General features: G+C 40.4%; 23 protein-coding genes. 15 read left to right on the top strand and 8 right to left on the bottom strand.

Annotated elements, in window-relative coordinates:
• The first annotated feature begins 30 nt into the window (after positions 1-30).
• From P20311_RS00415 to P20311_RS00400, 4 genes are all read left to right on the top strand, one after another.
• Positions 31-684 carry a DUF2959 domain-containing protein gene (locus P20311_RS00415; protein WP_008108397.1) on the top strand — a complete coding sequence of 218 codons (654 nt, stop codon included), beginning with the start codon at positions 31-33 and terminating at the stop codon, positions 682-684.
• A 135-nt stretch (positions 685-819) separates the two neighbouring features.
• Positions 820-1,911 (top strand): MBL fold metallo-hydrolase, encoded by a 1,092-nt coding sequence (locus tag P20311_RS00410; RefSeq protein WP_036934631.1) that lies wholly within the window; start codon positions 820-822, stop codon positions 1,909-1,911.
• A gap of 73 nt (positions 1,912-1,984) precedes the next feature.
• A complete protein-coding gene (locus P20311_RS00405; protein WP_008108394.1) occupies positions 1,985-2,410 on the top strand; it encodes a BLUF domain-containing protein in 426 nt (141 codons plus the stop codon).
• A 77-nt stretch (positions 2,411-2,487) separates the two neighbouring features.
• A complete protein-coding gene (locus P20311_RS00400; protein WP_008108392.1) occupies positions 2,488-3,216 on the top strand; it encodes a CBM9 family sugar-binding protein in 729 nt (242 codons plus the stop codon).
• Positions 3,217-3,591: 375 nt separating this feature from the next.
• Here the strand turns inward: P20311_RS00400 and typA are convergent, their stop codons facing one another.
• Positions 3,592-5,415, bottom strand: coding sequence for a translational GTPase TypA (gene typA, locus P20311_RS00395; protein WP_008108389.1), 1,824 nt, complete (start codon positions 5,413-5,415; stop codon positions 3,592-3,594).
• 508 nt (positions 5,416-5,923) lie between these two features.
• On the opposite strand from typA, the gene glnA reads away from it, so the two are divergent.
• The 5 genes from glnA (at position 5,924) to P20311_RS00370 (ending at position 11,009) form a co-directional block, all read left to right on the top strand.
• Positions 5,924-7,330, top strand: coding sequence for a glutamate--ammonia ligase (gene glnA / locus P20311_RS00390; RefSeq protein ID WP_008108385.1), 1,407 nt, complete (start codon positions 5,924-5,926; stop codon positions 7,328-7,330).
• 114 nt (positions 7,331-7,444) lie between these two features.
• Positions 7,445-7,966: a DUF4124 domain-containing protein gene (locus tag P20311_RS00385; protein WP_008108384.1), complete on the top strand. Its 522-nt coding sequence runs from the start codon at positions 7,445-7,447 to the stop codon at positions 7,964-7,966.
• A gap of 81 nt (positions 7,967-8,047) precedes the next feature.
• Positions 8,048-9,118 (top strand): nitrogen regulation protein NR(II), encoded by a 1,071-nt coding sequence (glnL, locus tag P20311_RS00380; RefSeq protein ID WP_008108383.1) that lies wholly within the window; start codon positions 8,048-8,050, stop codon positions 9,116-9,118.
• 15 nt (positions 9,119-9,133) lie between these two features.
• A complete protein-coding gene (ntrC, locus tag P20311_RS00375) occupies positions 9,134-10,519 on the top strand; it encodes a nitrogen regulation protein NR(I) (RefSeq protein ID WP_008108382.1) in 1,386 nt (461 codons plus the stop codon).
• Positions 10,520-10,550: 31 nt separating this feature from the next.
• A complete protein-coding gene (locus P20311_RS00370) occupies positions 10,551-11,009 on the top strand; it encodes a Crp/Fnr family transcriptional regulator (protein ID WP_008108381.1) in 459 nt (152 codons plus the stop codon).
• An 8-nt stretch (positions 11,010-11,017) separates the two neighbouring features.
• Here the strand turns inward: P20311_RS00370 and P20311_RS00365 are convergent, their stop codons facing one another.
• Entirely contained in the window at positions 11,018-11,683 is a 666-nt protein-coding gene (locus P20311_RS00365) for a hypothetical protein (RefSeq protein ID WP_008108380.1), read from the bottom strand.
• 71 nt (positions 11,684-11,754) lie between these two features.
• Entirely contained in the window at positions 11,755-12,036 is a 282-nt protein-coding gene (locus P20311_RS00360) for a hypothetical protein (RefSeq protein WP_008108379.1), read from the bottom strand.
• 244 nt (positions 12,037-12,280) lie between these two features.
• Between P20311_RS00360 and P20311_RS00355 the strand changes: the two genes are divergently transcribed.
• From P20311_RS00355 to P20311_RS00340, 4 genes are all read left to right on the top strand, one after another.
• Positions 12,281-12,664: an RNA-binding S4 domain-containing protein gene (locus P20311_RS00355; RefSeq protein WP_008108378.1), complete on the top strand. Its 384-nt coding sequence runs from the start codon at positions 12,281-12,283 to the stop codon at positions 12,662-12,664.
• 96 nt (positions 12,665-12,760) lie between these two features.
• Positions 12,761-13,189: a hypothetical protein gene (locus tag P20311_RS00350; RefSeq protein ID WP_008108377.1), complete on the top strand. Its 429-nt coding sequence runs from the start codon at positions 12,761-12,763 to the stop codon at positions 13,187-13,189.
• A 200-nt stretch (positions 13,190-13,389) separates the two neighbouring features.
• Positions 13,390-16,134: an aconitate hydratase AcnA gene (gene acnA, locus P20311_RS00345; protein ID WP_008108376.1), complete on the top strand. Its 2,745-nt coding sequence runs from the start codon at positions 13,390-13,392 to the stop codon at positions 16,132-16,134.
• Positions 16,135-16,269: 135 nt separating this feature from the next.
• Positions 16,270-16,533: a hypothetical protein gene (locus tag P20311_RS00340; protein ID WP_036934627.1), complete on the top strand. Its 264-nt coding sequence runs from the start codon at positions 16,270-16,272 to the stop codon at positions 16,531-16,533.
• On the opposite strand, the gene P20311_RS00335 is transcribed toward P20311_RS00340, so the two are convergent.
• The 4 genes from P20311_RS00335 to P20311_RS00320 form a co-directional block, all read right to left on the bottom strand.
• Positions 16,520-17,050, bottom strand: coding sequence for a DUF4124 domain-containing protein (locus tag P20311_RS00335; RefSeq protein WP_008108372.1), 531 nt, complete (start codon positions 17,048-17,050; stop codon positions 16,520-16,522). The genes P20311_RS00340 and P20311_RS00335 overlap by 14 nt on opposite strands.
• Positions 17,051-17,184: 134 nt before the next feature.
• A complete protein-coding gene (locus P20311_RS00330) occupies positions 17,185-17,925 on the bottom strand; it encodes a phosphoadenylyl-sulfate reductase (protein ID WP_008108367.1) in 741 nt (246 codons plus the stop codon).
• Positions 17,926-17,967: 42 nt separating this feature from the next.
• On the bottom strand, positions 17,968-19,665 hold the full coding sequence (cysI, locus tag P20311_RS00325) for an assimilatory sulfite reductase (NADPH) hemoprotein subunit (protein ID WP_008108365.1): 1,698 nt from the start codon (positions 19,663-19,665) through the stop codon (positions 17,968-17,970).
• 68 nt (positions 19,666-19,733) lie between these two features.
• Positions 19,734-21,548, bottom strand: coding sequence for an assimilatory sulfite reductase (NADPH) flavoprotein subunit (locus P20311_RS00320; protein WP_008108364.1), 1,815 nt, complete (start codon positions 21,546-21,548; stop codon positions 19,734-19,736).
• A 298-nt stretch (positions 21,549-21,846) separates the two neighbouring features.
• Between P20311_RS00320 and P20311_RS00315 the strand changes: the two genes are divergently transcribed.
• Complete coding sequence (locus tag P20311_RS00315; RefSeq protein WP_008108362.1) at positions 21,847-23,463, top strand: endonuclease; 1,617 nt, start codon at positions 21,847-21,849, stop codon at positions 23,461-23,463.
• A 196-nt stretch (positions 23,464-23,659) separates the two neighbouring features.
• Here P20311_RS00315 and P20311_RS00310 read toward each other — a convergent pair whose 3' ends face one another.
• Positions 23,660-24,130: a hypothetical protein gene (locus tag P20311_RS00310; protein WP_008108359.1), complete on the bottom strand. Its 471-nt coding sequence runs from the start codon at positions 24,128-24,130 to the stop codon at positions 23,660-23,662.
• Between the two features lie 186 nt (positions 24,131-24,316).
• On the opposite strand from P20311_RS00310, the gene P20311_RS00305 reads away from it, so the two are divergent.
• On the top strand, positions 24,317-24,853 hold the full coding sequence (locus P20311_RS00305) for a helix-turn-helix domain-containing protein (RefSeq protein WP_036984553.1): 537 nt from the start codon (positions 24,317-24,319) through the stop codon (positions 24,851-24,853).
• Positions 24,854-25,174 lie beyond the last annotated feature (321 nt).

The following is a 25,174-nucleotide window of genomic DNA, read 5'->3' as shown; positions in this document are numbered from 1 at the left end:
CAGCATTAACACTCGTAAATAGGAATTCAGATGAAAAAACAAACATTATTAGGGACAGCCATACTCTCGTTAATGCTGATGCTGTCTGGTTGTCAGTCTGCTTATTATTCGGCAATGGAAAAAGTAGGTGTTCATAAACGTGACATTTTAATTGACCGCGTTGAAGAAACAAAAGACTCACAACAAGAGTCGCAACAAGAATTTCAATCAGCACTCGAACGCCTTACTACGTTAATTAATTTTGATGGTGGCGAATTACAAGATGCTTACAATCAACTTAATGACGATTACGAGTCGAGCTTAGCGGCGGCAAACGAAGTATCAAGTAACATAAATAAAGTAGAAGATGTTGCCGATGCCTTGTTTGATGAGTGGAGCGATGAGCTAGAGCAATACAAAAGCGCCTCACTTAAGCGCCAAAGCAGTAAAAAACTAGCTGCAACTCAGCGCCAGTTTAGTCAGTTACTTCGCTCAATGCGCAGTGCTGAAAGTAAAATGGAACCCGTGCTGTCATCACTAAAAGATAATGTACTGTATTTAAAACACAACTTAAATGCACAGGCAGTTTCCGCTATTAAAGGGGAATTTACTAACTTAAAACGTGATATTCAGTTACTCATGAATGATATGAATAAATCGATTGAAGACTCAAATAAGTTTATTGAGCAAATGAATAAAGCCTAAGAAGCGTATTAGCATTTACTCTAAGCCCGCTAAAAATAGCGGGCTTTTTTATACACATTTTTGTTACTTTTTATACTTTTTTAATGTCCCGCTTTTGTTACACTTTCAGCAAGTTAAAAATAATAATTAAAAACCATGAAACCATATACGCTCTGTTTAACCTTTGTCTACAGCCTTCTGGTGGCCTGTAGCACAGCGAATAATGTTAATGTTATTGCAGGTCCAGATACCCTTGTTCCACTAAATCAACACGGTGAGCATAGGGGTCGCTATCATAACCTTTATCCTGGTAAAAAAAGCTACCCTATCAGCTGTGAAAATGATTGTTATCCTGCACACATCAACGTTCTCTGCGAAACCGAGGGTGAACAATGCCAGTATCAAGAGAAACAGCCAAACCCAAAACTAGACACAAATTACACCGTTCGTTGGCTAGGCCATGCGGGGTTTATGATCAGCACCCCTAACGGGCAGCAAGTGGTCTTTGATCCTGTAAAAGCGCAATTCGATTCACCTGTAGCACTGGGCTTTAAGCTCGCAGGTGGTATTTATCGACAACCTGGCGATTGGCTAACATCTGACGAGCTTACCCATTTAGATGCGGTTATTTACTCTCACCTTCATTACGATCATTTTAATAAAGCAGATATTGAGGAAATAGGCCGCCAACCGCGTTATTTAACACCTCTTGGCATGGCTGATAATTTTCCTAGTGATGGCTTTAATATTAGCGAAATGGCATGGTATGCAAGTACTAAAATTGATGATTTAACTATTCATGCGCTACCTGCACACCACTTTAGCAGCCGTGTGTTAGTGCCCTTTATTTATGAAGACAACGATAAAGATCTGTGGAATGGCTGGCTACTTGAACAAAATGGCAGCACCTTATTTTTTGCAGGCGACACTGGCTACTCAAAACACTTCAGCGATATACAGCAAAAATATGGCGATATTGATGTGTGCTTAATGCCGATAGCGTCTTACTACAGCGAAGATAACCCTAACTGGTATCGTTACGTTCATACAACTCCAGAAGATGCTCTAACAGCAGCACAGGAGCTCAACTGCAAAATAATGATACCTTGGGGATATGGTAACTCAACATGGAAAATGGGCGATCGCACGAGTCACTCCGCTTTACTGCGTTTATTACATATGCATAAAAAAATGGACTCGAAAATACCCCTGTATATTTTAAATGAAGGTGAAAGTATTAAACTTTAATCAGTCATTTACATAATTAGCAATAACTTCTCTGCTGAACTATGTTTAATTAACTAAATAGTGAGGAGATTTTATGTTTCTTGTGCGACTCATTTACGCCAGTAAAATAAGTAGTGGTTTTGGGCCTGAAGATATAGAAAGTATCTTACAAAGTGCCCGAACCTACAATGTAAAAACAAACGTCACCGGCATGTTATGTTTTAGCAATGATTACTTTTTACAATGCCTTGAAGGCTCCAGAACGGCTGTAAATAATACCTATCAACAAATATTAAACGACAAGCGTCACCACAATGTAATTATGCTCAACTATACCCAAATTCCCGAGAGAGAGTTTGAAAAATGGTCAATGGGCTATGTACCGCAATCTAAGCTAACCGAATCGCTGAATCTCAAATTTTCAGGCTCCATTGATTTTAATCCTTTTAAAATGTCTGGAGAAAGTGCGCATTTATTAATGCTGGCATTAAAAGACAGCATAGCAGGCACAATAAGTTAGTATAAAAGTAGACTATGAGATTGTTTTTAATAGCTATTTAAGCCAAGCTAAATCATCCTTAATTGATGAGATGATTAATGAAAAAAACACTACTCGCTTTTAGTTTACTTTTTGCCCAGCCACTCATGGCTATTGACGTTAGTCATACACCAACAGCTATAACTATTGATGGTGTTTCTGAAAGTGCATGGAATAGCGCCACATGGCACTCTATGCCACACCTAATGGATGGTACACTTCCCTCATCAGATGTTGACTTTAAAGGTCGCTATCGTCTTTTGTGGGATGAAAACTACTTGTATTTACAAGCAGACATTAGTGATGATGTGCTTATTGATACTCACCCAGATCCAACGGATAAATACTGGGACGATGATGCCTTAGAAGTGTTTATAGATAGTGACGCATCGGGTGGTAATCATCAGTTTAATCATACCGCGTTTGCCTATCATATTGGCCTTGATAACCAAGCAGCCGATTATGGGCCTGATAAAAAAGCGCATTTATATACCGACCACTTAGTTAGTAACTGGAAACGCAATACCACTGCGCCCTATAACATCACGTGGGAAGTGGCGATAAAACTCTACCCAAACGATTTCCAACAAGGCGCACAAAACACTCCGCTTAAATTAACGCCAAAGCAAGTAGTCGGCTTTATGCTCGCATATTGCGATAACGACGGCAGTAAAGTTCGTGAGCACTTCATGGGTTCACATGAAGTACAGCCTGTTAACGGCAGTCGCAACCTTGGCTATATAGATGCTGATGTGTTTGGAAAAATCACTCTACTACCGAAAAAGTGATGAAGTTAGCGAACTGGCCTTTTTGTTGGGTTGAGCGCAACGAAACCAAAAAAAATAGGGGTTTTACATTATCAGTTGTTTTAGCTCTTACTCTTTTACTTCTCATTCTCTTCTCTTTGTATAAAGATTTTTTAAGTAAATTATCTACAAAGCGGATAGAGGCGCTGCGCTTTTAGATGAAAAGATTGTATTGCATGGTTTATAAAGTCTAGCGGCTTTCACCCAATAGCCATATTAACAACCAAGCTACCCAATAACACTGTTCTAATCTGACAGCTGACGACTTATAGCTAACAGCGCTTGTTTTCAAACACAAAAAAGCCGCTGTATTTTGCAATACAGCGGCTTTTAAAATCATTGTTCTAAATTAATAGATTATGACTTAGGAGCACGACCCGCACGTTTACGCTCATTTTCAGTTAAATGACGCTTACGAATACGAATGTTCTCAGGTGTAACTTCTACTAACTCATCATCAGCAATAAACTCAAGCGCTTGCTCAAGTGAATAGTTAAGTGCTGGTGTAAGTGTTTGTGCTTCATCTGTACCAGATGCACGAACGTTAGTAAGTTGCTTACCTTTAAGCGCGTTAACTGTAAGGTCGTTATCACGGCTATGAATACCGATAACCATACCTTCATAAACTTCAACACCGTGACCGATAAATAAACGGCCGCGCTCTTGTAAGTTAAATAATGCGTTAGTAAGTGCTTTACCTGTTGCGTTTGCAATCATTACGCCGTTCTTACGAACACCTAGCTCGCCACCTTTGTGCGGACCGTAGTGATCGAACGTATGGTAAAGTAAACCAGAACCCGACGTTAATGTCATGAACTCAGTTTGGAAACCGATTAAGCCACGGCTTGGGATCATAAAGTCCAAACGCATACGGCCTTTACCATCTGGGGCCATGTCAGTAAGTTCACCTTTACGAAGACCAATTTGCTCCATGATAGAACCCTGGTGCGCTTCTTCACAGTCAATAGTTAGTGTTTCATACGGTTCTTCTAACACACCATCAACAGTACGTAAGATAACTTCTGGACGAGATACAGCTAACTCATAACCTTCACGACGCATGTTCTCGATTAAGATACCTAGGTGTAATTCACCACGACCCGATACACGGAAGCTATCTGGGTTATCTGTATCTGCAACGCGAAGTGCAACGTTGTGTACTAATTCTTTGTCTAAACGCTCACGAATGTTACGTGATGTTACAAACTTACCTTCTTTACCACAGAAAGGTGAGTTATTTACAGAGAACGTCATCGTTACTGTTGGCTCATCAACACTTAATGGAGGTAATGCTTCAACGTTGTTAGGACAACAAAGCGTATCTGAAATCTTAAGCTCGCCAAGACCCGTTACCGTTACGATGTTACCAGCGTAAGCTTTATCAGTTTCAATACGTTCAAGACCTAAGTAGCTTTGTACTGAACCAATTTTACCGTTACGTTTAGACCCGTCAGCGCTAATAATCGTAACTTGTTGGTTAGGTACAACTGAACCGCGTTTGATACGACCAATGCCAATTACACCTTTATAAGAGTTGTAATCAAGCTGTGAAATCTGCATTTGGAAGTCACCTTCAGGATCTGCATCCGGTGGTGATACTTCGTCAACGATCATCTTGAACATAGGTTCCATGTTATCTGATGCTTCGTCTAAATCTAATGTAGCCCAACCATTGATTGCTGATGCGTAGATTACTTTAAAGTCTAACTGTTCATCAGTTGCGCCTAGATTGTCGAATAAATCAAAGATTTGATCCATAACCCAATCAGGGCGAGCACCTGGCTTATCAATTTTATTGATAACAACGATTGGCTTTAAGCCTTGCGCGAATGCCTTTTGCGTTACGAAACGCGTTTGTGGCATTGGGCCTTCTTGAGCGTCAACAAGTAGTAGTACTGAGTCAGCCATCGAAAGTACGCGTTCAACTTCACCACCGAAGTCGGCGTGTCCAGGAGTATCTACGATATTGATATGGTAATCATTCCAAGAGATAGCGGTGTTTTTCGCTAAAATGGTAATACCACGTTCTTTTTCAATGTCGTTTGAATCCATCACGCGCTCTTCATTACCGCCGCGTGTTTCTAATGTACCTGATTGCTCAAGTAGTTTATCAACCAGTGTTGTTTTACCGTGGTCAACGTGGGCGATAATTGCTATATTTCTTAACTTTTCGATACTCATATGTTCACTCAGAGAAATTGAATCTCATTGATCCTGCAGGGGCTATACGTTCTCACCTGCGCTTTCACGAGATGTCCCAGCATAGGATTTAAAAGGGCGCATATTATCCCCTATAAATGGAATGGATGAAAGTTTATCCAAAATAAAATTTCAAACTTTCGCAATAAAATAATTAACTCTTTGTTTTAAAAAAATTAATTTTGATGATTAATTTTTATAAATTAATCTCAAAAGGTGGTTTTGGATTAATTTAAAGCGACTTTACTGCGTATTTTGCATTTTCTTTGTGTTAGTCTAAGGTGATTAATTTGCAAGCAATTATAACCCTGTAAATGTTGCACCGTTTTGGAATTATTACGCACCAAAACAGTGCTTAATCTATGCCGCCTTTATACTGTTTATATATTTTCACATAAAAAACAACAAATTATAATAGTGGCACAAAATCAGCTTATAGGTATTTAAAGTATCTAAGCAGCAATAATAAAACCCAATAGTTGGAGGACACATGTCACAATCGGTTTTAGATTTTATTAAAGAAAATGACGTTAAGTTCATTGATTTACGCTTTACTGACACAAAAGGTAAAGAGCAACATGTTTCTATTCCTCATCATCAAGTTGATGAAGATTTTTTTGAAGATGGAAAAATGTTCGACGGTTCTTCAATTGCTGGCTGGAAAGGCATTAATGAATCAGACATGGTATTACTACCTGATGCAGATTCAATCAAGCTTGACCCTTTCACAGAAGAAACAACACTTATCGTTCGTTGTGACGTGGTTGAGCCTTCTACATTACAAGGTTATGAGCGCGACCCTCGCTCAGTAGCTAAACGCGCTGAAGAGTACATGCGTTCTACCGGTATTGCTGACACCGTTTTATTCGGTCCAGAACCAGAATTTTTCGTATTTGACGACGTTAAATACAAATCTGACATGTCAGGTTCAATGTATAAAATTGATTCTAAGCAAGCAGCTTGGAACTCAGATAAAGAATATGCAGATGGCAACACAGGCCACCGTCCAGGTGTTAAAGGCGGTTACTTCCCAGTTGCACCAGTAGATGACTTCCAAGATTGGCGCTCTGCAACATGTTTAGTGTTAGAAGAAATGGGCCAAGTTGTTGAAGCGCATCACCACGAAGTGGCGACTGCCGGTCAGAATGAAATCGCAACTCGCTTTAACACTATGGTTTTAAAAGCAGATGAAATCCAAGAAATGAAATATGTTATCCATAACATGGCTCATTTATACGGAAAGACAGCAACCTTTATGCCTAAGCCTGTTGTTGGTGATAACGGTTCTGGTATGCACTGTCACCAATCTTTAGCTAAAGACGGCGTAAACTTATTCGCAGGTGATAAGTACGGCGGCCTTTCTGAAGACGCGCTTTACTACATTGGCGGTATCATCAAACATGCTAAAGCAATCAACGCTTTTGCTAACGCGTCAACTAACTCGTATAAACGTTTAGTGCCTGGCTTTGAAGCACCGGTAATGCTTGCATACTCTGCACGTAACCGTTCAGCGTCAATCCGTATTCCAGTGGTTCCATCTGCAAAAGGTCGCCGTATTGAAGTACGCTTCCCAGATCCAACTGCTAACCCATACCTTGCTTTCTCTGCAATGCTTATGGCTGGCCTTGACGGAATTAAAAACAAAATCCACCCTGGCGATGCCATGGATAAGGATTTATATGACTTACCAGCTGAAGAAGCAGCAGAAATTCCAACTGTGGCAGCATCACTAGATGAAGCACTAGCAGCATTAGATGCAGACCGTGAGTTCTTAAACCAAGGTGGCGTATTCACTAATGACCTAATTGATGCTTACATTGCACTTAAGTCAAAAGAAGTTGAAAAACTTAACATGACGACTCACCCAGTTGAGTTTGAAATGTACTACAGCTGTTAATTTATTAACCGATAAATAATGTGTGTTTTAAGCCCGCTTTGCGGGCTTTTTTTATGGCAAATTTAACGGTTCTACACTAAAGTGAAGTAAGTTTAAACAATGCAGGGTGGCAGGATGGTAGGTAAGGTTTTGTTGCTATTAATAGCTTTAGTGTTAAGTGTTAATAGCCATGCAAGCAATAAAAAAATTTATGCATGGAAAGACAAAAATGGTGTGCTGGTTTTTTCAGATACCCCTCAACCTGGCGCCAAGGAGGTTAAGCTCACCAGCCAACACTTAAACATGCCTGCAACAAATACTGACATTCTTGATACTTCACCGACTAAAACAGCGGTCAAGTTTAAAATTAGTATTACATCACCAGAGCCCAACCAAACTATAAGAGAAAACACCGGTTCAGTGTACGTTTCAACTCAGATCGCTCCTCGCTTTGAAGCTGGATTTACTATTGGCTTGTTTTTAAATGGCATTGCTATTGGTGAACCCAGTGATACCACCACCCTGGCGTTAAGAGATGTAGAACGCGGCCAACATACACTGCAAGTTAAACTTTATAATAAACAAAACCAAGTAATTGCAACTAGCCCTGAAAGTGTATTTTTTATGCATCGTAAAGGCCTTAATATAGGTCGGTAATTGCAGTTAAATACGTATAATTAGCGTATATTTTACTAAAAACCTTGCCTACCTCCCCAGGCGCACTAAAATGGTGCAATAATGATTAATAAGACACATTTTAGCCCAGAGCTACTAAATATAATTTGGCAAAACCAAACCACCGCCCTGATGTTACTTGATGAAAGCTTTACGCTTATTTACGCCAACACCAGTGCTAGTGAATTACTTGGTTTAGGCGAAAAGCGCCTACTCGGGCAAGCGTTCGACGACTTATTCAATTACCACTCTATCGACTTAAAACGTATTGCACAGTATTCGTTAGTTGATGGTGTAGACTGCCACCAGCATAGAGCTGACGTGGTGTTTATCGATTCTCGCCATGCAAAGTTAGCGGTCAGCACACGACGAATAAAGCATAACGATACCTTTTATATTTTATTTGAATGTCGACAAACTGATGACGAAATAAAGCACGATCAAGTCTCAAATCAAATGCATCAATACCAAGCTGCACGCAACTTAATTCGCGGTTTAGCCCATGAAATTAAAAACCCACTGGGTGGAATTCGCGGGGCGGCGCAATTATTGCAGTATGAAGGTGATCAGCAAGAAAGAGATCAATGTGCAGAACTGATAATTGAACAAGCCGATCGATTACGTGAATTAGTTGATAGGCTCCTTGGGCCTAATCAGCTACCGCAAAAATCGTATGGCAATATACATCAAACATTAGAGTCGGTTGTAAAACTCAGTACCTTAGATAACAACCGCGATATTAGGTTAGTTAAAGACTACGACCCGAGTATTCCTGATGTTTATATTGATCAGAGCAAAGTTCAACAAGTAGTGCTAAACATTGTGCGTAATGCACAACAAGCATTGGTAGATGGTGGCGAAATAAAAATAAAAACGCGGATTAATTACCAGCATCGTCGTCCTGGCAAAGCCCCTAAAAAGGCACTGCTTATTCAAGTCATGGATAACGGCCCGGGTATTGATGCCAATTTACGCGACACCTTATTTTACCCTATGACCACCAATAAAGAAGGTGGCTCAGGACTTGGATTATCTATAGCGCAAACCTTGATTGATCAACATGACGGCTATATCGAATGTGATAGTTGGCCGGGACATACTGAATTTAATATTTATCTGCCGTTTACAGATTAATACTTTGGAGTTTGCATGAAAACAGCTTGGCTTGTAGATGATGATGCCTCAATTCGCTTTGTACTAGAAAAAGCACTGACTCGCGCAGGGTTTGAAGTAGAAAGTTTTGCAGATGCGCAAAATGTACTTAACGCGCTAAAATTTAGTCAACCTAGCGTATTAATTTCCGATGTACGAATGCCTGGCATGGACGGTATGGCATTACTTGAGCTAATAGCAGAGCAAACGCCAGGGCTACCTGTGATCATTATGACCGCCCACTCAGACCTTGATTCAGCCGTTAATGCATTCCAAAAAGGCGCATTTGAGTACTTAGCTAAACCGTTTGATTTAAATGAAGCGGTTGCACTGGTGGAAAGCGCCTATCGTGCTAATTCGACCAAAAAAACCAAACGAAAAACCGCCCCGCCAAAAAGTGCCCATATTATTGGCGAAGCCCCGGCTATGCAGGAAGTGTTTCGTGCTATAGGTAAGCTGTCAGCATCAAGTATGAGCGTACTCATCAACGGTGAGTCAGGTACTGGTAAAGAGCTGGTTGCCAGCGCTTTGCATAACCACAGCCCGCGTAAAGAAAATCAATTTATTGCCCTTAATATGGCGGCTATTCCTAAAGAGTTAGTTGAGTCTGAATTATTTGGCCATGAAAAAGGCGCTTTTACCGGGGCCGATAGCGTGCGTAAAGGCCGCTTTGAACAAGCTAATGGCGGTACCTTATTTTTGGATGAAATCGGTGATATGCCACTGGATGTACAAACCCGCTTATTACGCGTATTAGCCGATGGCGAATTTTATCGCGTGGGGGGTCATCAAAGTATAAAAGTAGATGTACGCATTATTGCTGCCACCCATCAAAATTTAGAAGAGCTGGTAAAACAAGGTAAGTTTAGGGATGATTTATTTCATCGTTTAAACGTGGTTCGCCTGCGTTTACCTGCTTTACGCGAGCGTCCCGAAGATATAGAGCGCTTAGCGCTACACTTTTTACATAAAAGTGCAAAAGACCTGCAAGTAGATAGCAAAGTATTAAGCCCTAAAGCGATTAAGCAACTGTGTTTATTTAATTGGCCTGGGAATGTTCGTCAACTTGAAAACACCTGCCGCTGGTTAACCGTTATGGCGCCTGGAGAGCTGATTGGCGAGCAAGATTTACCTCCTGAAATTATTGATAATGCCGCCGCAACCCAAGAAGGCGATTGGCTAGATTCATTTCAGCAGTGGCTTAATCAAGAATTTAAACAAGGTAAAGAAAATATTTGGCCGGATATTCAAGCCCAGCTAGAAACCCGCTTAATCAAAACAGCCCTCGCTAATTGTTCTGGCCATAAACAAGAAGCCGCAGTAAAAATTGGTTGGGGTCGCAATACGTTGACCCGAAAATTAAAAGAGCGCAATATTAGCTGATATTTTATAAGACTAGCGTCCTAGGTTATTAATGAAGTTAATTGAAAACATCCCTTTGTTTAAGCAAATGGAAATTATAAATCGCTTAGATTTTTTTAAAGAATTCACACTCAATGAGCGCCAGATTTTGCTTGAGTCATTTGGTTTACTTTATTTAATAAATAAAAATCAGTTTTTATTTAAAGAATTTGATAATGACAAGCGACTGTTTATTGTGCTCAGTGGATCTTTAATGGTGTTTAAACACAATCACCTGCTGGAACTGGGTAGTATAGAGCCTGGCGAATTTATTGGTGAAGGTGCATTTATTAATAACCGAGAGCGCAGTATTAATGCACGCGCCAAAGAAAGCGCCATAGTACTGGCTATTACTGCCGATGCTCTCACCCGCCTACCTAATGTCATACGCGAAAAAATTAAAGACCGTATTATTGAAGGTATGAGCCTGCGCATTGCAAAACTCTCGGAGCATATAGAAGAGCACGGTTAACAGTTAACTTAATCCATATAAACAACCTGCATTGAGCAATTAAGCCAGCCTGGCTTATTTACATGAGCTGTTATGGTATATGTGTCTGATGGTTTGTCGCCAAAAGGAGTCTCAACCAATGGCTGTGAGTGAGTGTAGGTTTGTGAATAATTGCTGTAGTAAATAACCAAATAGCCGTATAAATATTCCCATTTCAATGTGACTTTTGCGCCGCTGATTAATGTGAACTCAGCATGTTGATCAGTAAAGGTTACGGCTAGGTCATTAAACTCACCTTTTTCGCACTGGGTTGTTCGCAACCGAGAAGGCATGGTAAAAGCGTCATCCGCATTAGTATTTTTTAGATAAAAGCCAATATTACCATCACCATAAAAGTGATTTGCGCGTGTGGTGTAGCTAATTTCGGGTTGATAACCTAACCCCTGCATAATAGTAGCTAACTGCTCTGTTTCTTGGCGTAAAATTCTATCATTTGATAATAGTAAAGTAGCTACGCCAAATTCCCGAGGGATGTCGTGTTCAACATATTCGTAAGGTAGGGATTGTGTTTTGAGTGCGGCCTCTAACTGCTGGCGCTGTGAGTCCGATAAACCTTTACTAAATATATACACTGTAGGCTGTTGGCATGCACTCAACAATAGCATGAGTGCACACGCTAAAATTCCATTTTTCATTATCACCCCCGTTGATTACAAGTGTAGTCTAAAGGAGTGATTTAAAATCGCAACTTAATTTATTTGGCTGTTTAACCTGAAGTCTGGTTATTTAGCCATGCATCGACACTCTGACGTTTGTACAGCACTTCATTAAATAACCGATGACGCTCAAATACTAGCTCACTTTGTTTGGTTTTAAGCCCGCTAGTTAGCTGGCTATGGGTATCGTTAAACTTAGAGATAACTGAAAAGCCACGTTCAGTGTCTTCTTTTACCTGTTGTGCTAGATGCGCTCTTACATCATCAGCGGTTAACAGATCTGAATGCTCTAAGCCCATTAGCTCTTTTTTCATCGCTAATCTTATGCCCATGTTTTACTCCATTATTTATATTCAATCTCTTATACGGCCGATATTGGCAACTAGCGCGCCAATGTGTAATTTTTTTCGCGTGAAGCTTAACCCTGAATTACTTCAGTTTTTTTAAAGACTATAAAAAGAGATAAAAAGTTTCATAAAAAATCACATAATCAACTCACCTAACAAGCTCACTTTGGTGCAAAATAGCCACTGAGCCTTTATACTACAGCTAATACCACCCCCACTGAGAAACATGATGAACGAAGAATATATAGAAGTTGAGTTAGAAGAAGAGCCTATAGAGCTGTGCAAATTATTAAAGGTATTAGATCTTGTTGAAGGTGGTGGTCAAGCAAAAAACCTAATTAGCGAAGGCTATGTCGGTGTTAACCATGAAATTTGTACAATCAAACGGAAAAAATTATACAGCGGTGATGTACTTGCATTTGATGGCGAGTTGTTTCAATTAACGTTAAGTGAAGATGCCACTCCAGCAGAACGTCCAGTTATTGATGAAACAGTTACAGCAGAAAAAGCCGCGCCAGTAGCAACAACAGAGCCGGCTAAAAATAAACGCAAACGCACTAAAAAGCCTAAAGTTGATGAAAAAACGGGTCGTCGCCCTATTTCATTTGGCTAACATTTGCTTAAGTTATATGTGTTATTAAAAGCCAGTTTGCATCACTGGCTTTTTTATTCTTTAATAGAATACCAATAATAAAAAATAGATGCTTACATGTCAGAAAACACCTCAAACCGCTGGATAAAACCCGTACTTATTACTGCCTTATTATGGAACATATTAGGTATTCTTGCATTTGTCATGCAGCTGTTTCTCTCTCCAGAGATGATAAGTAAACTACCTGAAGAACAACAACTTGCTTATAACAGCCAACCTCTATGGGCTACTTTAGCGTTTGCTATTGCGGTATTTGGCGGCGCATTAGGATGCGTACTTTTGTTATTCAAAAAGTCACTAGCCACAATAACATTAATAATCTCTTTGGCAGCGATTTTAGCTCAGCAATACTATAATTTTATGATTATTAATAGCATCAACTTGTTTGGTATTAGCGCTATTCTTATGCCTATTGCAGTCACCATAATTGCGATTGCATTGGTGTATTTAAGTTTCCATTTAAAACAACAGGATTACTTTAAATAGCACTTTTTTGAGTTTAGTTTTGTGGCCAATTATTACTCAGAGTATCCCTTGAATTTTAACTTTTGGCCTTCATCTCTAATTTAATAAAGGCCAAAATAAATTACACCACATGGTATTTTTTATCATGGTACACACTTTGCAAATCACTACAGAGGTCACTTTTACAAGAATATTAATCTAATTTATTGAAGGGACAAATAATGAAAAATAGTTTCGACACCCAACAACAGCTCACTATCAATGGCGAGCAATATCATATCAACTCGCTTATGGGGCTTGGCGACAAAGCCAAACGCCTGCCTTTTTCGTTAAAAGTATTACTAGAAAACTTACTGCGTAACGAAGATGGTGTGAATATTAAAGAGCAAGATATTCAGGCACTTTTAGATTGGGATCCAAAAGCGAAGCCCTCTGCCGAGGTGGCGTTTACTCCAGCCCGCGTAGTAATGCAAGATTTCACTGGTGTCCCTGCAATTGTTGATTTAGCCGCCATGCGCGATGCAATGGAAAAGCTCGGTGGTGATCCTGCAAAAATAAACCCGCTTTCTCCTGCAGAGTTGGTAATCGATCACTCGGTGCAAGTAGATGGTTACGGTAAAGATGGCTCATTCGACTTAAATTCAAAATTAGAATATGAGCGTAACAAAGAGCGTTACGAATTTTTACGTTGGGGACAAACCGCATTTGATAACTTAAAAGTTGTACCACCTGCAACCGGTATAGTTCACCAAGTTAATTTAGAATATTTAGCTCGTGTAGTATTTAATGATACAAAAAACGGCAAATCATTAGCCTACCCAGATACACTAGTCGGTACGGATTCTCATACAACGATGATTAATGGTTTAGGCGTACTTGGCTGGGGTGTAGGCGGTATTGAAGCCGAAGCCGCCATGCTTGGTCAACCTATTAGCTTGCTCATTCCACAGGTTGTGGGTGTTAAATTAAATGGTCGCTTACCTGAAGGCACTACAGCAACCGATTTAGTACTTACCGTTACTGAAATGCTGCGTAACCACGGTGTGGTAGGTAAGTTTGTTGAATTTTATGGTGACGGCCTTGCCGACTTACCACTTGCCGATAGAGCAACTATCGCTAATATGGCGCCAGAGTATGGCGCAACCTGTGGTATTTTCCCTATTGATGATGAAACGATTAATTACTTACGCTTAACTAATCGTGATGAGAAGCAGCTTAAACTGATTGAAGATTACGCTAAACACCAAGGCTTATGGCGTAACGATGGCGACGAAGCACATTATACCGATAAGCTAGAGCTAACTTTAGATGATGTTGTGCCTAGCCTTGCAGGCCCAAAACGTCCGCAAGACAGAATTACTCTGGACAAAGCGGGCGATGTTATTGGTCAGCATTTAAAAGATTTCCAAGACGAGCGTATGGCTAAACGTGATAAAAGTGACGAAGAGCAAGCTCGCATTGAAAGTGAAGGCCCTACTACCAACCCTGATGAGCCTACCGATGAAGCGCAGTTTATGGGCGCAGCAAAAGTAAACTTTAATGGGGAAGAATTTGAGTTAAATGACGGTGCCTGTGTTATTGCTGCAATCACTAGCTGTACAAACACATCTAATCCAAGTGTTATTTTAGCTGCTGGTTTAGTAGCGCAAAAAGCACGTCAATTAGGTATCAACGTAAAACCTTGGGTTAAAACCTCACTTGCGCCAGGTTCGCAAGTGGTCACCGATTACCTTGAAAAGGCAGGGTTGATGGATGACCTAGATGCACTCGGCTTTAATTTAGTTGGTTATGGCTGTACCACATGTATTGGTAATTCAGGTCCACTAGCCGATGAAATTAGTGAGGCGATTCAAAAGCATAAATTAGTTGTAAGCTCAATTTTATCGGGTAACCGTAACTTTGAGGGGCGCATACATCAAGATGTTAAAATGAACTTTTTAGCGTCGCCTCCTTTAGTGGTTGCCTATGCCATAGCGGGTAGAACCGATATTGATGTGTACAACGAGCCACTCGCGCAAGATAAGCATGGTAACGATATTTACCTTAAAAATATTTGGCCGAGCGTTAAAGAAGTAAGTGAACTAGTAAAAAGTACGGTAACTAAAGAGATGTTCGAAAAAAGCTACGCCAATGTTTACGATGGCGACAGTCGCTGGCAAAAAATTCAAATACCTGATGGTAAACTTTACGATTGGGACAGTGCTTCGACTTATATTAAAAAAGCCCCTTTCTTTGATGGTATGAGTGTTGAACCACCGGGCATTCCAACTATTGAGGGTGCGCGTTGTCTAGCTAAACTAGGTGACTCGGTGACTACCGATCATATTTCACCAGCAGGTGCAATTAAGGCAGAGGCACCCGCAGGGCTTTACCTCCAAGAAAATGGGGTTGAAAAAGCACAATTTAACTCTTATGGTTCTCGCCGTGGTAATCACGAAGTAATGATGCGCGGGACGTTCGCAAATGTGCGCCTTAAAAACTTACTAGCTCCCGGAACCGAGGGTGGTGTAACGCGTACTCAACCTGACGATAAGCTAGAAAGTATTTATGATGCGGCAATGGCATATCAAGAAAGTGGAACACCCTTAGTGGTTCTAGCAGGTAAAGAATATGGTACCGGCTCCTCACGAGATTGGGCTGCAAAAGGCTCATTATTACTCGGTATTAAAGCTGTGATAGCACAAAGCTATGAGCGTATTCACCGCTCTAATTTAATTGGTATGGGCGTACTTCCTTTACAATTTAAAGAAGGTGAAAGCCATGAGTCACTAGGCTTAACTGGGCAAGAACAATTTGATATTCAAGGGTTATACGATAAAACCGACGAAGTCAGTGTTATTGCCACTAACAGTGAAGGTAAACAAGTTAGCTTTAGTGCCGATGTGCGTATTGATACTCCGAAAGAGTGGGACTACTACAAACATGGTGGTATTTTGCAGTACGTACTACGCAATATGCTCGACTAACAACTTAAAACGAAAATGCAGCCCAGCTCAGTAATGAGCTGGGCTTTTTTATATTATTAATGGATGCTTGCGCTAAATCAATATCGCTTTATAAAGACTCCATACACTAAGAAGACACGCTGCGCAGAGGCCGTTATGTCTTCAATTGTAATAATTAGACTACTTAAAACATCGATTTTGCTTGGGTTATGCTTAATAGTGACAGGCCATGGTTTAATTGTATCGAGCTACTTTACCAACCAGTACGGCATTAAAGGTATTATTACTGCAGCTGCCTGTATTGCAATTGGCGTGCTTTTATCATTGCCTACTAAAATCTACTTAACCATATTATTAATGGAAGCAGAAAAGCGTTATTTGAAGACACAGCAAAAACACCCCAAAACTAAAAGCCGCTAAAACTTTCGACCTCTTTACTGCGTTGCTCTATTCTCTTTTTGGCTTTTTCAGCATCTTCAAACAGTTTATTAATTGATTCACTGTTATATATCTCAGGCGCTCGCTGAGGAAAAGGCAGTGCTGCTGATTTAGCACTGCCACTCAAAATGGCGGTATCTTCTGCAACCACAACATTGATATCGGCGGGATTAAGCTTTACCACTTCGCTTTTACCATTTTTGTTTGGTACATCTGAGAAATGCCACTGTCCTTGCCCGTCTTGCCATTTATAAATTGGCTTAGGATTTTCTAGCTCAAAAGTAGCACCAGTGATTTTTTCACTCGCGGTGGTAATTGCTAAGGTAATGCTATCTAACGCACCAGATGAAAGCGCTACCATTTCATCTTTAATCTCTATTGATTCACTGTAAATAACAGAGGTACTTAGCCAAGGCTGGCCATTGGGTTTTTTAATAAAAAACAATAAGGTAACAGAAATTATCATCACTGACATTGCTAAATAGGTGAAGTATTTCATAGCGTTCCTGCTGTGTGTTTAATCCATCATCACAACCAATATAATAAAAAAGAATCAATTCAGCAAATATTAAACAATAAAAAACGCAGCAAAGGCTGCGTTTTTTTATTTTATAGCTTTGAATAATAAAGTAATTAAATTCCATCACCATCAATATGTAAGCCACACTCACGGTTCAAACCAAAAAAGCGGGTTTCCTCTTCACTCATACCCGGCTCTAACTTGCGCGTAGTATGTACATCCCCCATCGACACATAGCCTTGCTCCCATAATGGGTGGTATGGCAAATTATGCTTTGTTAGGTATTGATATACATCGCGATTATTCCATTCAATAATGGGGTACACTTTTACCGTACCTCGACTTATTTCTAGTACTTGCTTTTCAGCACGGCTTGAGGATTGATCTCGACGTAGACCACTAAACCAAGTGCTCGCATTCAGCTCCTTTAAAGCGCGTGTCATGGGCTCTACTTTATTAAGCTGATTGTATTGCTTAATGCCTGCCTCACCTAGCTCCCATAATTTTCCAAATTTAGCTTCTTGCCATGCAGGGCTGAGCTGCGCTTTATACACTTTTAAGTTAAGTGATAACTGCGAAGTCATTTGCTCTATAAACTGATAGGTTTCTGGAAATAAGTAGCCAGTATCTGTTAATACCACAGGTATATCGGGGCGCTGTGATGTCATTAAATGCAACATTACTGCGGCTTGAATACCAAAACTCGATGATAAAAACGCGGTGTCAGGCAAGTGCTCTAGCGCCCATGCAACGCGCTGCTCTGCGCTCATGTCAGCCAGCAAACCGTTCGCATCAGCTAACATCGCCTGTTGGCTTTGCTTATCTAGCTGTAATATGTTTTTAAATTCACTCATGGTCAACTTTAAACCTCACCAGCGCTTTGCGCTGCTTTTAAATTATGCGTAAAAATCGGTAACAGATACTTTTACTTCTGCAACAATACCTTTGCGAATAACAAAATCACCAAAACACTCGCCACCATTACGTTCACTAACCCATTGCCCAATGAGTTTATCGAATGCTTCTAAGTAAACCTCTTCGCCAACGTTTTCAAGGTAAAGCTTAGGAATACGCGTGCCCTCAGTGTTACCCCCTAGATAAACGTTATACTTACCAGGGCCTTTGCCGACCAATCCAGCTTCTGCTAGCATGGCACGACCACAGCCATTCGGGCAACCAACCACACGCATAATAATGCTGTCATTTGGCACCCCATGCTTGGTTAATAAGCCTTCTATTTTTTCAATTAAACTCGGTAAGTAACGCTCAGCTTCGGCCATGGCTAATGGGCAGGTTGGTAATGCCACACACGCCATTGAATTTTTGCGTTGTTCAGTGTCTTTATCGTCAATCAAACCATGGTTACGGGCTATTTCTTCAATGACTGCTTTTTGATCGGCCGGTACACCGGCAATAATTAAGTTTTGATTTGCCGTCATGCGAAAATCACCTTGATGAATTTCTGCAATTTTGCGACACCCTGTTTTAAGCGGCTTATCAGGGTAGTCTAAAATACGACCACTTTGAATAAACAGGGTTAAGTGGTGCTTACCATCAATGCCCTCGACCCAACCAATACGATCCCCTCGGTGAGTAAACTCATAAGGGCGGCTTGGTGCAAAGCTCACGCCTGCGCGTTTTTCAACTTCGGCCTTAAATACTTCAGTGCCAACACGATCGAGAGTGTATTTAGTTTTTGCATTTTTACGATTTGAGCGGTTACCCCAATCACGCTGAACAGATACCACGTGCTCAGCAATTTTTAACGTGTCTTCTAGGCTAATAAAGCCAAAGTCGTCCGCTTTACGTGGATAGGTTGCTGTATCGCCATGGGTCATAGCCAAACCACCACCCACAAGTACGTTAAAACCAACCAGTTTGCCACCCTCAGCAATCGCCACAAAGTTTAAATCGTTAGCATGTACGTCCACCTCATTATTAGGTGGGATCGTCACTGTGGTTTTAAACTTACGCGGTAAATACGTTGAACCTAAAATAGGCTCTTCTGTGGTTTCAGACTTTTCGCCATTAAGCCAAATTTCAGCGTATGCCTTCGTTTTAGGTAATAAGTGCTCAGAGATTTTTGCCGCCCACTCATAGGCCTCTTGATGTAACTCAGACTCAACCGGATTGGTAGTACATAACACATTACGGTTCACGTCACCGGCGGTGGCAATTGAATCAATACCCACGCTATTAAGTAATTGGTGCATACCTTTAATTTCGGGTTTTAATACACCATGAAACTGAAATGTCTGGCGAGTAGTTAAACGAATACTGCCATAACTGGTTTTATCACCAGCAAACTTATCAATTGCTAGCCATTGCTCTGGCTTAATGATACCGCCAGGCATACGTGCGCGTAGCATCACATTATGCAGTGGTTCTAGCTTTTGTTTAGCACGTTCAGGACGTATATCGCGGTCATCTTGCTGGTACATGCCGTGAAAACGAATTAACTGAAAATTATCAGCGGTAAAACCACCGGTGATCTCGTCTTTTAAATCTTGCTCTATGGTGCCACGTAAAAAGTTGCTTTCTCTTTTCAAACGCTCGTTATCAGAAAGCTTTACGTTTTTATCTTGTTCGCTCATGTTTAATCCTAAATTTGTTACAGTGACGGCTGTTAGCGTTGCTTTGTTATAAAGTAAGCAATGTGTACTTAGTACACGTCTTTCTGATAGCGATTTGCGCTTCGTAAGTCTTTTAAATAAAGCTCTGCATCTTCATAGCTTTTACCAGTGTTTTCGCTAATGATATCAACTAAGGCATTATGTACATCCTTTGCCATGCGGTTTGCATCGCCACACACATAAAAATGAGCACCCGCTTCTAACCAATCAAACACTTCTTTTGAGTTTTTACGTAACTTATCTTGTACATAAACTTTTTCTGCTTGGTCACGACTAAACGCCACATCAACCTTACTTAGTAAACCTGACTTTAAGTACCCTTGAATTTCTACTTGGTACAAGAAGTCTTGAGTAAAGTGTGGGTTACCAAAAAATAGCCAGTTTTTACCTGTTGCTTCTCGTGCATCACGCTCTTGTAAAAAGGCGCGAAATGGCGCAATACCAGTACCTGGTCCAACCATAATAATCGGTGTGTCATCGTTTACTGGTAAGCGGAAGTTATCATTATGTTCACTGAACACTTTTACTTTACAGCCTTCTTCAGCGCGGCGTGCTAAATACCCTGAACAACCACCTAAATGCTCTGTACCAAACGCTTCAAACTCAACTAATGCAATAGTTAAATGCACCTCATCTTCAACCTCTGCTTGGCTAGAAGCAATTGAATATAAACGTGCTTGTAATTTACGCAGGCAATCAACTAGTGTTTGCGCTTCTAATTTAGCTGGGTTTTGTGCAACCACATCAAAGATTTGGCGAGGCTCAATGTATTCGCGCATTGCGCCTTTATCTTCTACTAGTTTAAGCAGCTCAGGCGTGCCTGTAGCGGTGGCATACTTTTCAACAAAGCCAGGGTAGGATTGTGTTAGCTCTAGTTTTTCAATTAAGGCATCACGTACGCTGAGTTCTTCATCGCCAAGTTTAACGCGGCTAGTAGGATCAATTTGCGTTTGCGCTAGTAGCTCATCTACACGTACTTCATCATTTAAAAAGTAAATGCCTAATGAATCACCAGGTGTATAGGTAATGTCTGACCCTTCAAGTGAAATTTCAACATGGCGTACATCTTTGGTTGAATCACGACCGGTAATTTTTTGCACTAAGCTTAGCTCTGCCGCAAACGGATTTTGCTTTGTGTACTGACTAGCCGCTGCTGTAGGCGCGCCAAATGGCATTGATACAACTTGACCGCCTGTGGCATTTTGCTGGGCTTTTAAATCTGGCTCAAACGCATTTAGTGCGCCTTCAATCCAAGTGGCTGCTTCATCATCGTAATCAACGTCTAGGTCGGCACGTTGATGAATAACCTCTGCGCCTAATTTAGTTAAACGCTCTTCAAAGTCTTTAGCGGTTTGACAGAAAAATTCATAGCTAGAATCACCTAAGCCTAATACTGCAACTTTGACACCATCAAGCTTTGGCGCTTTTTTAGTAATTAAAAATTCATACAGTGTTTCGGCATCTTCTGGTGGCTCACCCTCGCCGTAAGTCGATACAACCACGGTTAAAAACTTTTCTTTTTTCAGGGCTGTCGGTTTGTAATCTGACATACTAACCAGTTTTGTTGCTAAGCCGCGAGACTCAGCTTGCTCTTTAAGTTTAGTCGCCACCGCTTTAGCATTACCTGTTTGCGAACCATATAAAATGGTCAACGCTGCCGCCTCAGAGGTTGCGGGCGCACCTGAAGCTGGCGCGCCTAGCGCTGCAGAATTAGCATTAGCAGCTAAGTAGCCGCTAACCCACGCTTGCTGAATTGGATTAAGCTCAGCCACTAAACCTTGTAGCTTTTGTACTTGCTCTTGCGAAAGCGGACTTGCTAGCGCATTGAGTTGACCTAACAACATGAATTTTTCCTCATAACCCTGAACGTTAAACACAATGTCTGTTCACATTGTTTAAAATGAGTGCCACCTCACTCAGAAAGTTCTGTTGAGGTTAATTGAGTATGCAGGATAGCCGCCTAAGCATAGATAAAAAAAGAATAGAATCTGCTTTGATATTCCATTTAGTTATTAAGTTACTTAAAAACCTGCGAAATAGACCTAAAAGGGTTTTATTGTCTTTTATGAAATTTTAATTTAACAATTTTGTAACTTTAATAATCTAATGTATATTACGCAAAAATATAAAATAGGAACACCTATGTTACACGGTCTATATAAAAACAAATTACTTTTGAGCACCTTGTTATTATCCTCATTACCCGCGATGGCTAATGTGGTTAATGGCAACTTTGAACAATACAGTGGCAACACCCCAGATGCATGGACAGTGATTGATAGTGGTATTAACGTATCTGCCAACAGCATAATCGTAAGCACAGGCTCACAAGCAGCAGCGATTAGCGTTAATACAGGCACACAAAGCAATACTGATTTTTTGCAGCAAGTCGCAGTTGAAATGGGGAAAAATTATGAGTTCTCAGTGGATGTGTATCATACCGAAGGCCATCTTAAGGCGCGTTTGTTGATAGATGGTTATCAAGGCTATTCAAATCCAGCACAAACCAACCAATGGCAAACCATAACTTACAGCTACACTGCTGATAGTAGTAAAACCATTGATGTCGGCTTACGCTTTTATGATACAACGGGATTTGATGGTAGCGAGTTAGTTTATGTTGATAACTTCTTGCCTAACAATGACAGCAGTGGCTCTTCAAGCTGCGCAGATAACAGCCTTACTTTTAGCCTAACCACAGATAACTACGGCGAAGAAACCAGCTGGCAAATAGCGCACAACCAAACCGGTGTCGTTGCAAGCGGAAGTGGGTATGCGGCAAACACCCAATATACCGAACAATTATGCGTAGCCGATGGTGAGTATACATTTACTATTAATGACAGCTATGGCGATGGTATTTGCTGTTCATATGGCAGTGGTAGCTACGCCTTGAATAATGAAAGCACATTGCTTGCCAGTGGAGCTAGTTTTCAAACAACCGAGGCTACCGCTTTCTCATTAGGAAGCACTGAGCCAACGCCAACACCGACGCCAACCGGCTACTATGTGACGACCCAAGGTTTATCGGGTTACACGCTTAAAACTGAGCTTTATAACATTATTAATAATCATAATGCTCAAGGGTATTCTGCTATTTGGAATTTTTACGACGCATCAGCGCGTGATAAATACTTTGAAAACGATAATAGTATTTTAGATATGTACAGCGAGAAGCCCAATGGCTCTGATAGCTACACATACACAGCCGTTAGCGATCAATGTGGCAACTACAGTGGTGAGGGCGGGTGTTATAACCGGGAGCATTCGTTCCCTAAAAGTTGGTTTGGCGGCACTATTGAGCCAATGAATTCTGATGTTCATCATATTTACGCCACTGACGGCTATGTAAATTCAAAGCGAAGTAACTTCCCGTTCGGTGAAGTAGCAAGCGCTTCGTTTACCTCAACCAACGGCAATAAATTAGGCTCTGCAAGTAATACGATTAATTACAACGGTACTGTATTTGAACCTATTGATGAATTTAAAGGTGACTTTGCTCGTGCTTATTTTTACATGGCAACCCGCTATCAAAACGTAATTGGTGCTTGGCAAAATAACACCGCAGCTAGTAATGACGTGCTTAATGGCACCAGTACCCAAGTATTTGAAAGCTGGGTTGTGGCTATGCTGTTAAAGTGGCATAACAACGACCCTGTTAGCCAAATGGAATTAGACCGCAACCAAGCAGCGTTTGAATTTCAGGGAAATCGTAACCCGTATATTGATCATCCTGAATTTGTAGAGATGATTTGGTAAACGGGCTTCCGGCTTCGCAGAAAACACAAGCCTTTGCTTACGCAGAGGCTTTTTATTATAAACTGCGCATTATAATTACTAATAAGTACATAACACATCTTAAAAATTGGAGTAAAACCAAGATCCAGATATCTAGCAATATAAGCCTAAACCTCAGTAGAAAAATAAGTGCTTACTAGCACTTCAGCTATTACTATTATTGTTTTTTAAAACTAGCTAGACCCAGCTCTTCTGATTCATATCGTGTTCCGGTTAACTTTATCAACCAAACACTATCGATAAAAGTACGGCTAAAATATACAGCTTGACCACTGGGAATGTTAGGCATAAAAGACGTTATCGATTGCCATTGGCCATCTGTTTTATCTTTTAACTTCATCGATGCATTGAAAAACGATCCATCTTCGTTTGCTTTTATCTCAAGTGATGTTAGTTGTTTTTTATCCCCTATTTCTATTTGTGCACTCTCGTTTAATAGAGCTAATAGCATTGGTTGGTGAATTGGAGTCAATGAATTTAGTGTTTCAGAAATTTTACTATCAATTGTTATTTCATTTTTCAATTTATAAATATCGGCTTTAACTGCAAAAACAGGTTCAGCATTAGTTTGATAACTTACAAAGAATAAAGCGATGGAGCTAAGTAATAAATAAACGTGTTTTTTCATAATACAATATATCCTTTCGTTAGTTTGAGAATACTAGCATAATTTAAAATAGCCCATAAAAATCGCTAATCTATTAATATTCATGATATTCTTTTATTCATTCGCATGAATATAGGCATGACCTCTATCTCTGGCTTAGCTAATTAGTGATAATAATGTGGCTGCAATTAAGAAGAGAATATGGGTATGCAATCGCTAGGAAAAGAATTAAAACGTCTTCGATCAGACAAAAAATGGACTCAAGCATTTGCTGCACGTGAAATAGGCATCCAACAGTCTTACTTATCAAAACTAGAGAATGGCCAATTCATTCCTTCTCCCGAAGTAATCGAAAAGCTAAAGCGATGCTATGGCGAAGCATGTTTTGATTGCTATTTACCTGTAACAACATCAACCAAAGTGCCACTGAAAAAACTGCCTATTTTGAGTTTTACGCTATTAATAATTAGCCTTATGGTTTGGCTATGTGCAACGTATGAAATTTTTTATGCTGAAACCTACTTTACTTATCAGGCAAAGCAAGAAGATTTTTTAGCGTTTAATGTCACTCAGCAATACCAAGGCGAACGTTTTATTGAGGGGGACGTGACCTATCAAATTGTAGGCGAAAGGCAAGTCAGTAGAATTGAAAACCGCTTTCTAATTGTAACTTCCGCAGTATGCATTTTATTATCTATTGTTGCAGCTCTACTCTCGCAAAGTCATAGGTTTGGTAAATTATAAAGCTGTTATTTAGTTGCTCTTGGCAATTACTCCAGTATTACTCTACCTCCAAAATCTATGCTGTCGTATATCAGAAGTTTTTAACACGATTAACGTCAGATTCAATCACTCAAATTGATAAAGTATTAGGACAATTACGTATTCATGGCGTGCTTTTTCTCGAGTGCTCTAGACTAAAAACCCAAGCTACGGCCCTCAAATTCACTCCGAGTAGTTGACGGCTGACGGCTGACGGCTGACGGCTGACGGCTGACGGCTTAAAACTTACCGCTTACAGCTTTTTTGAACACAAAAAAAACCCCAGCAAAAGCTGGGGTTTCT

The sequence above is a fragment of the Pseudoalteromonas sp. BSi20311 genome (assembly GCF_000239875.1).
Taxonomy (GTDB): Bacteria; Pseudomonadota; Gammaproteobacteria; order Enterobacterales; family Alteromonadaceae; genus Pseudoalteromonas.
This window is presented reverse-complemented; position numbering and strand designations above follow the sequence as displayed.

What these genes read in the sequence shown, in the direction of transcription:
- P20311_RS00415 (WP_008108397.1), top strand. Translation starts at nt 31, where the DNA reads ATGAAAAAACAAACATTATTAGGGACAGCCATACTCTCGTTAATGCTG.
- P20311_RS00410 (WP_036934631.1), top strand. Translation starts at nt 820, where the DNA reads ATGAAACCATATACGCTCTGTTTAACCTTTGTCTACAGCCTTCTGGTG.
- P20311_RS00405 (WP_008108394.1), top strand. Translation starts at nt 1,985, where the DNA reads ATGTTTCTTGTGCGACTCATTTACGCCAGTAAAATAAGTAGTGGTTTT.
- P20311_RS00400 (WP_008108392.1), top strand. Translation starts at nt 2,488, where the DNA reads ATGAAAAAAACACTACTCGCTTTTAGTTTACTTTTTGCCCAGCCACTC.
- typA (WP_008108389.1), bottom strand. Translation starts at nt 5,415, where the DNA reads ATGAGTATCGAAAAGTTAAGAAATATAGCAATTATCGCCCACGTTGAC.
- glnA (WP_008108385.1), top strand. Translation starts at nt 5,924, where the DNA reads ATGTCACAATCGGTTTTAGATTTTATTAAAGAAAATGACGTTAAGTTC.
- P20311_RS00385 (WP_008108384.1), top strand. Translation starts at nt 7,445, where the DNA reads ATGGTAGGTAAGGTTTTGTTGCTATTAATAGCTTTAGTGTTAAGTGTT.
- glnL (WP_008108383.1), top strand. Translation starts at nt 8,048, where the DNA reads ATGATTAATAAGACACATTTTAGCCCAGAGCTACTAAATATAATTTGG.
- ntrC (WP_008108382.1), top strand. Translation starts at nt 9,134, where the DNA reads ATGAAAACAGCTTGGCTTGTAGATGATGATGCCTCAATTCGCTTTGTA.
- P20311_RS00370 (WP_008108381.1), top strand. Translation starts at nt 10,551, where the DNA reads ATGAAGTTAATTGAAAACATCCCTTTGTTTAAGCAAATGGAAATTATA.
- P20311_RS00365 (WP_008108380.1), bottom strand. Translation starts at nt 11,683, where the DNA reads ATGAAAAATGGAATTTTAGCGTGTGCACTCATGCTATTGTTGAGTGCA.
- P20311_RS00360 (WP_008108379.1), bottom strand. Translation starts at nt 12,036, where the DNA reads ATGGGCATAAGATTAGCGATGAAAAAAGAGCTAATGGGCTTAGAGCAT.
- P20311_RS00355 (WP_008108378.1), top strand. Translation starts at nt 12,281, where the DNA reads ATGAACGAAGAATATATAGAAGTTGAGTTAGAAGAAGAGCCTATAGAG.
- P20311_RS00350 (WP_008108377.1), top strand. Translation starts at nt 12,761, where the DNA reads ATGTCAGAAAACACCTCAAACCGCTGGATAAAACCCGTACTTATTACT.
- acnA (WP_008108376.1), top strand. Translation starts at nt 13,390, where the DNA reads ATGAAAAATAGTTTCGACACCCAACAACAGCTCACTATCAATGGCGAG.
- P20311_RS00340 (WP_036934627.1), top strand. Translation starts at nt 16,270, where the DNA reads ATGTCTTCAATTGTAATAATTAGACTACTTAAAACATCGATTTTGCTT.
- P20311_RS00335 (WP_008108372.1), bottom strand. Translation starts at nt 17,050, where the DNA reads ATGAAATACTTCACCTATTTAGCAATGTCAGTGATGATAATTTCTGTT.
- P20311_RS00330 (WP_008108367.1), bottom strand. Translation starts at nt 17,925, where the DNA reads ATGAGTGAATTTAAAAACATATTACAGCTAGATAAGCAAAGCCAACAG.
- cysI (WP_008108365.1), bottom strand. Translation starts at nt 19,665, where the DNA reads ATGAGCGAACAAGATAAAAACGTAAAGCTTTCTGATAACGAGCGTTTG.
- P20311_RS00320 (WP_008108364.1), bottom strand. Translation starts at nt 21,548, where the DNA reads ATGTTGTTAGGTCAACTCAATGCGCTAGCAAGTCCGCTTTCGCAAGAG.
- P20311_RS00315 (WP_008108362.1), top strand. Translation starts at nt 21,847, where the DNA reads ATGTTACACGGTCTATATAAAAACAAATTACTTTTGAGCACCTTGTTA.
- P20311_RS00310 (WP_008108359.1), bottom strand. Translation starts at nt 24,130, where the DNA reads ATGAAAAAACACGTTTATTTATTACTTAGCTCCATCGCTTTATTCTTT.
- P20311_RS00305 (WP_036984553.1), top strand. Translation starts at nt 24,317, where the DNA reads ATGCAATCGCTAGGAAAAGAATTAAAACGTCTTCGATCAGACAAAAAA.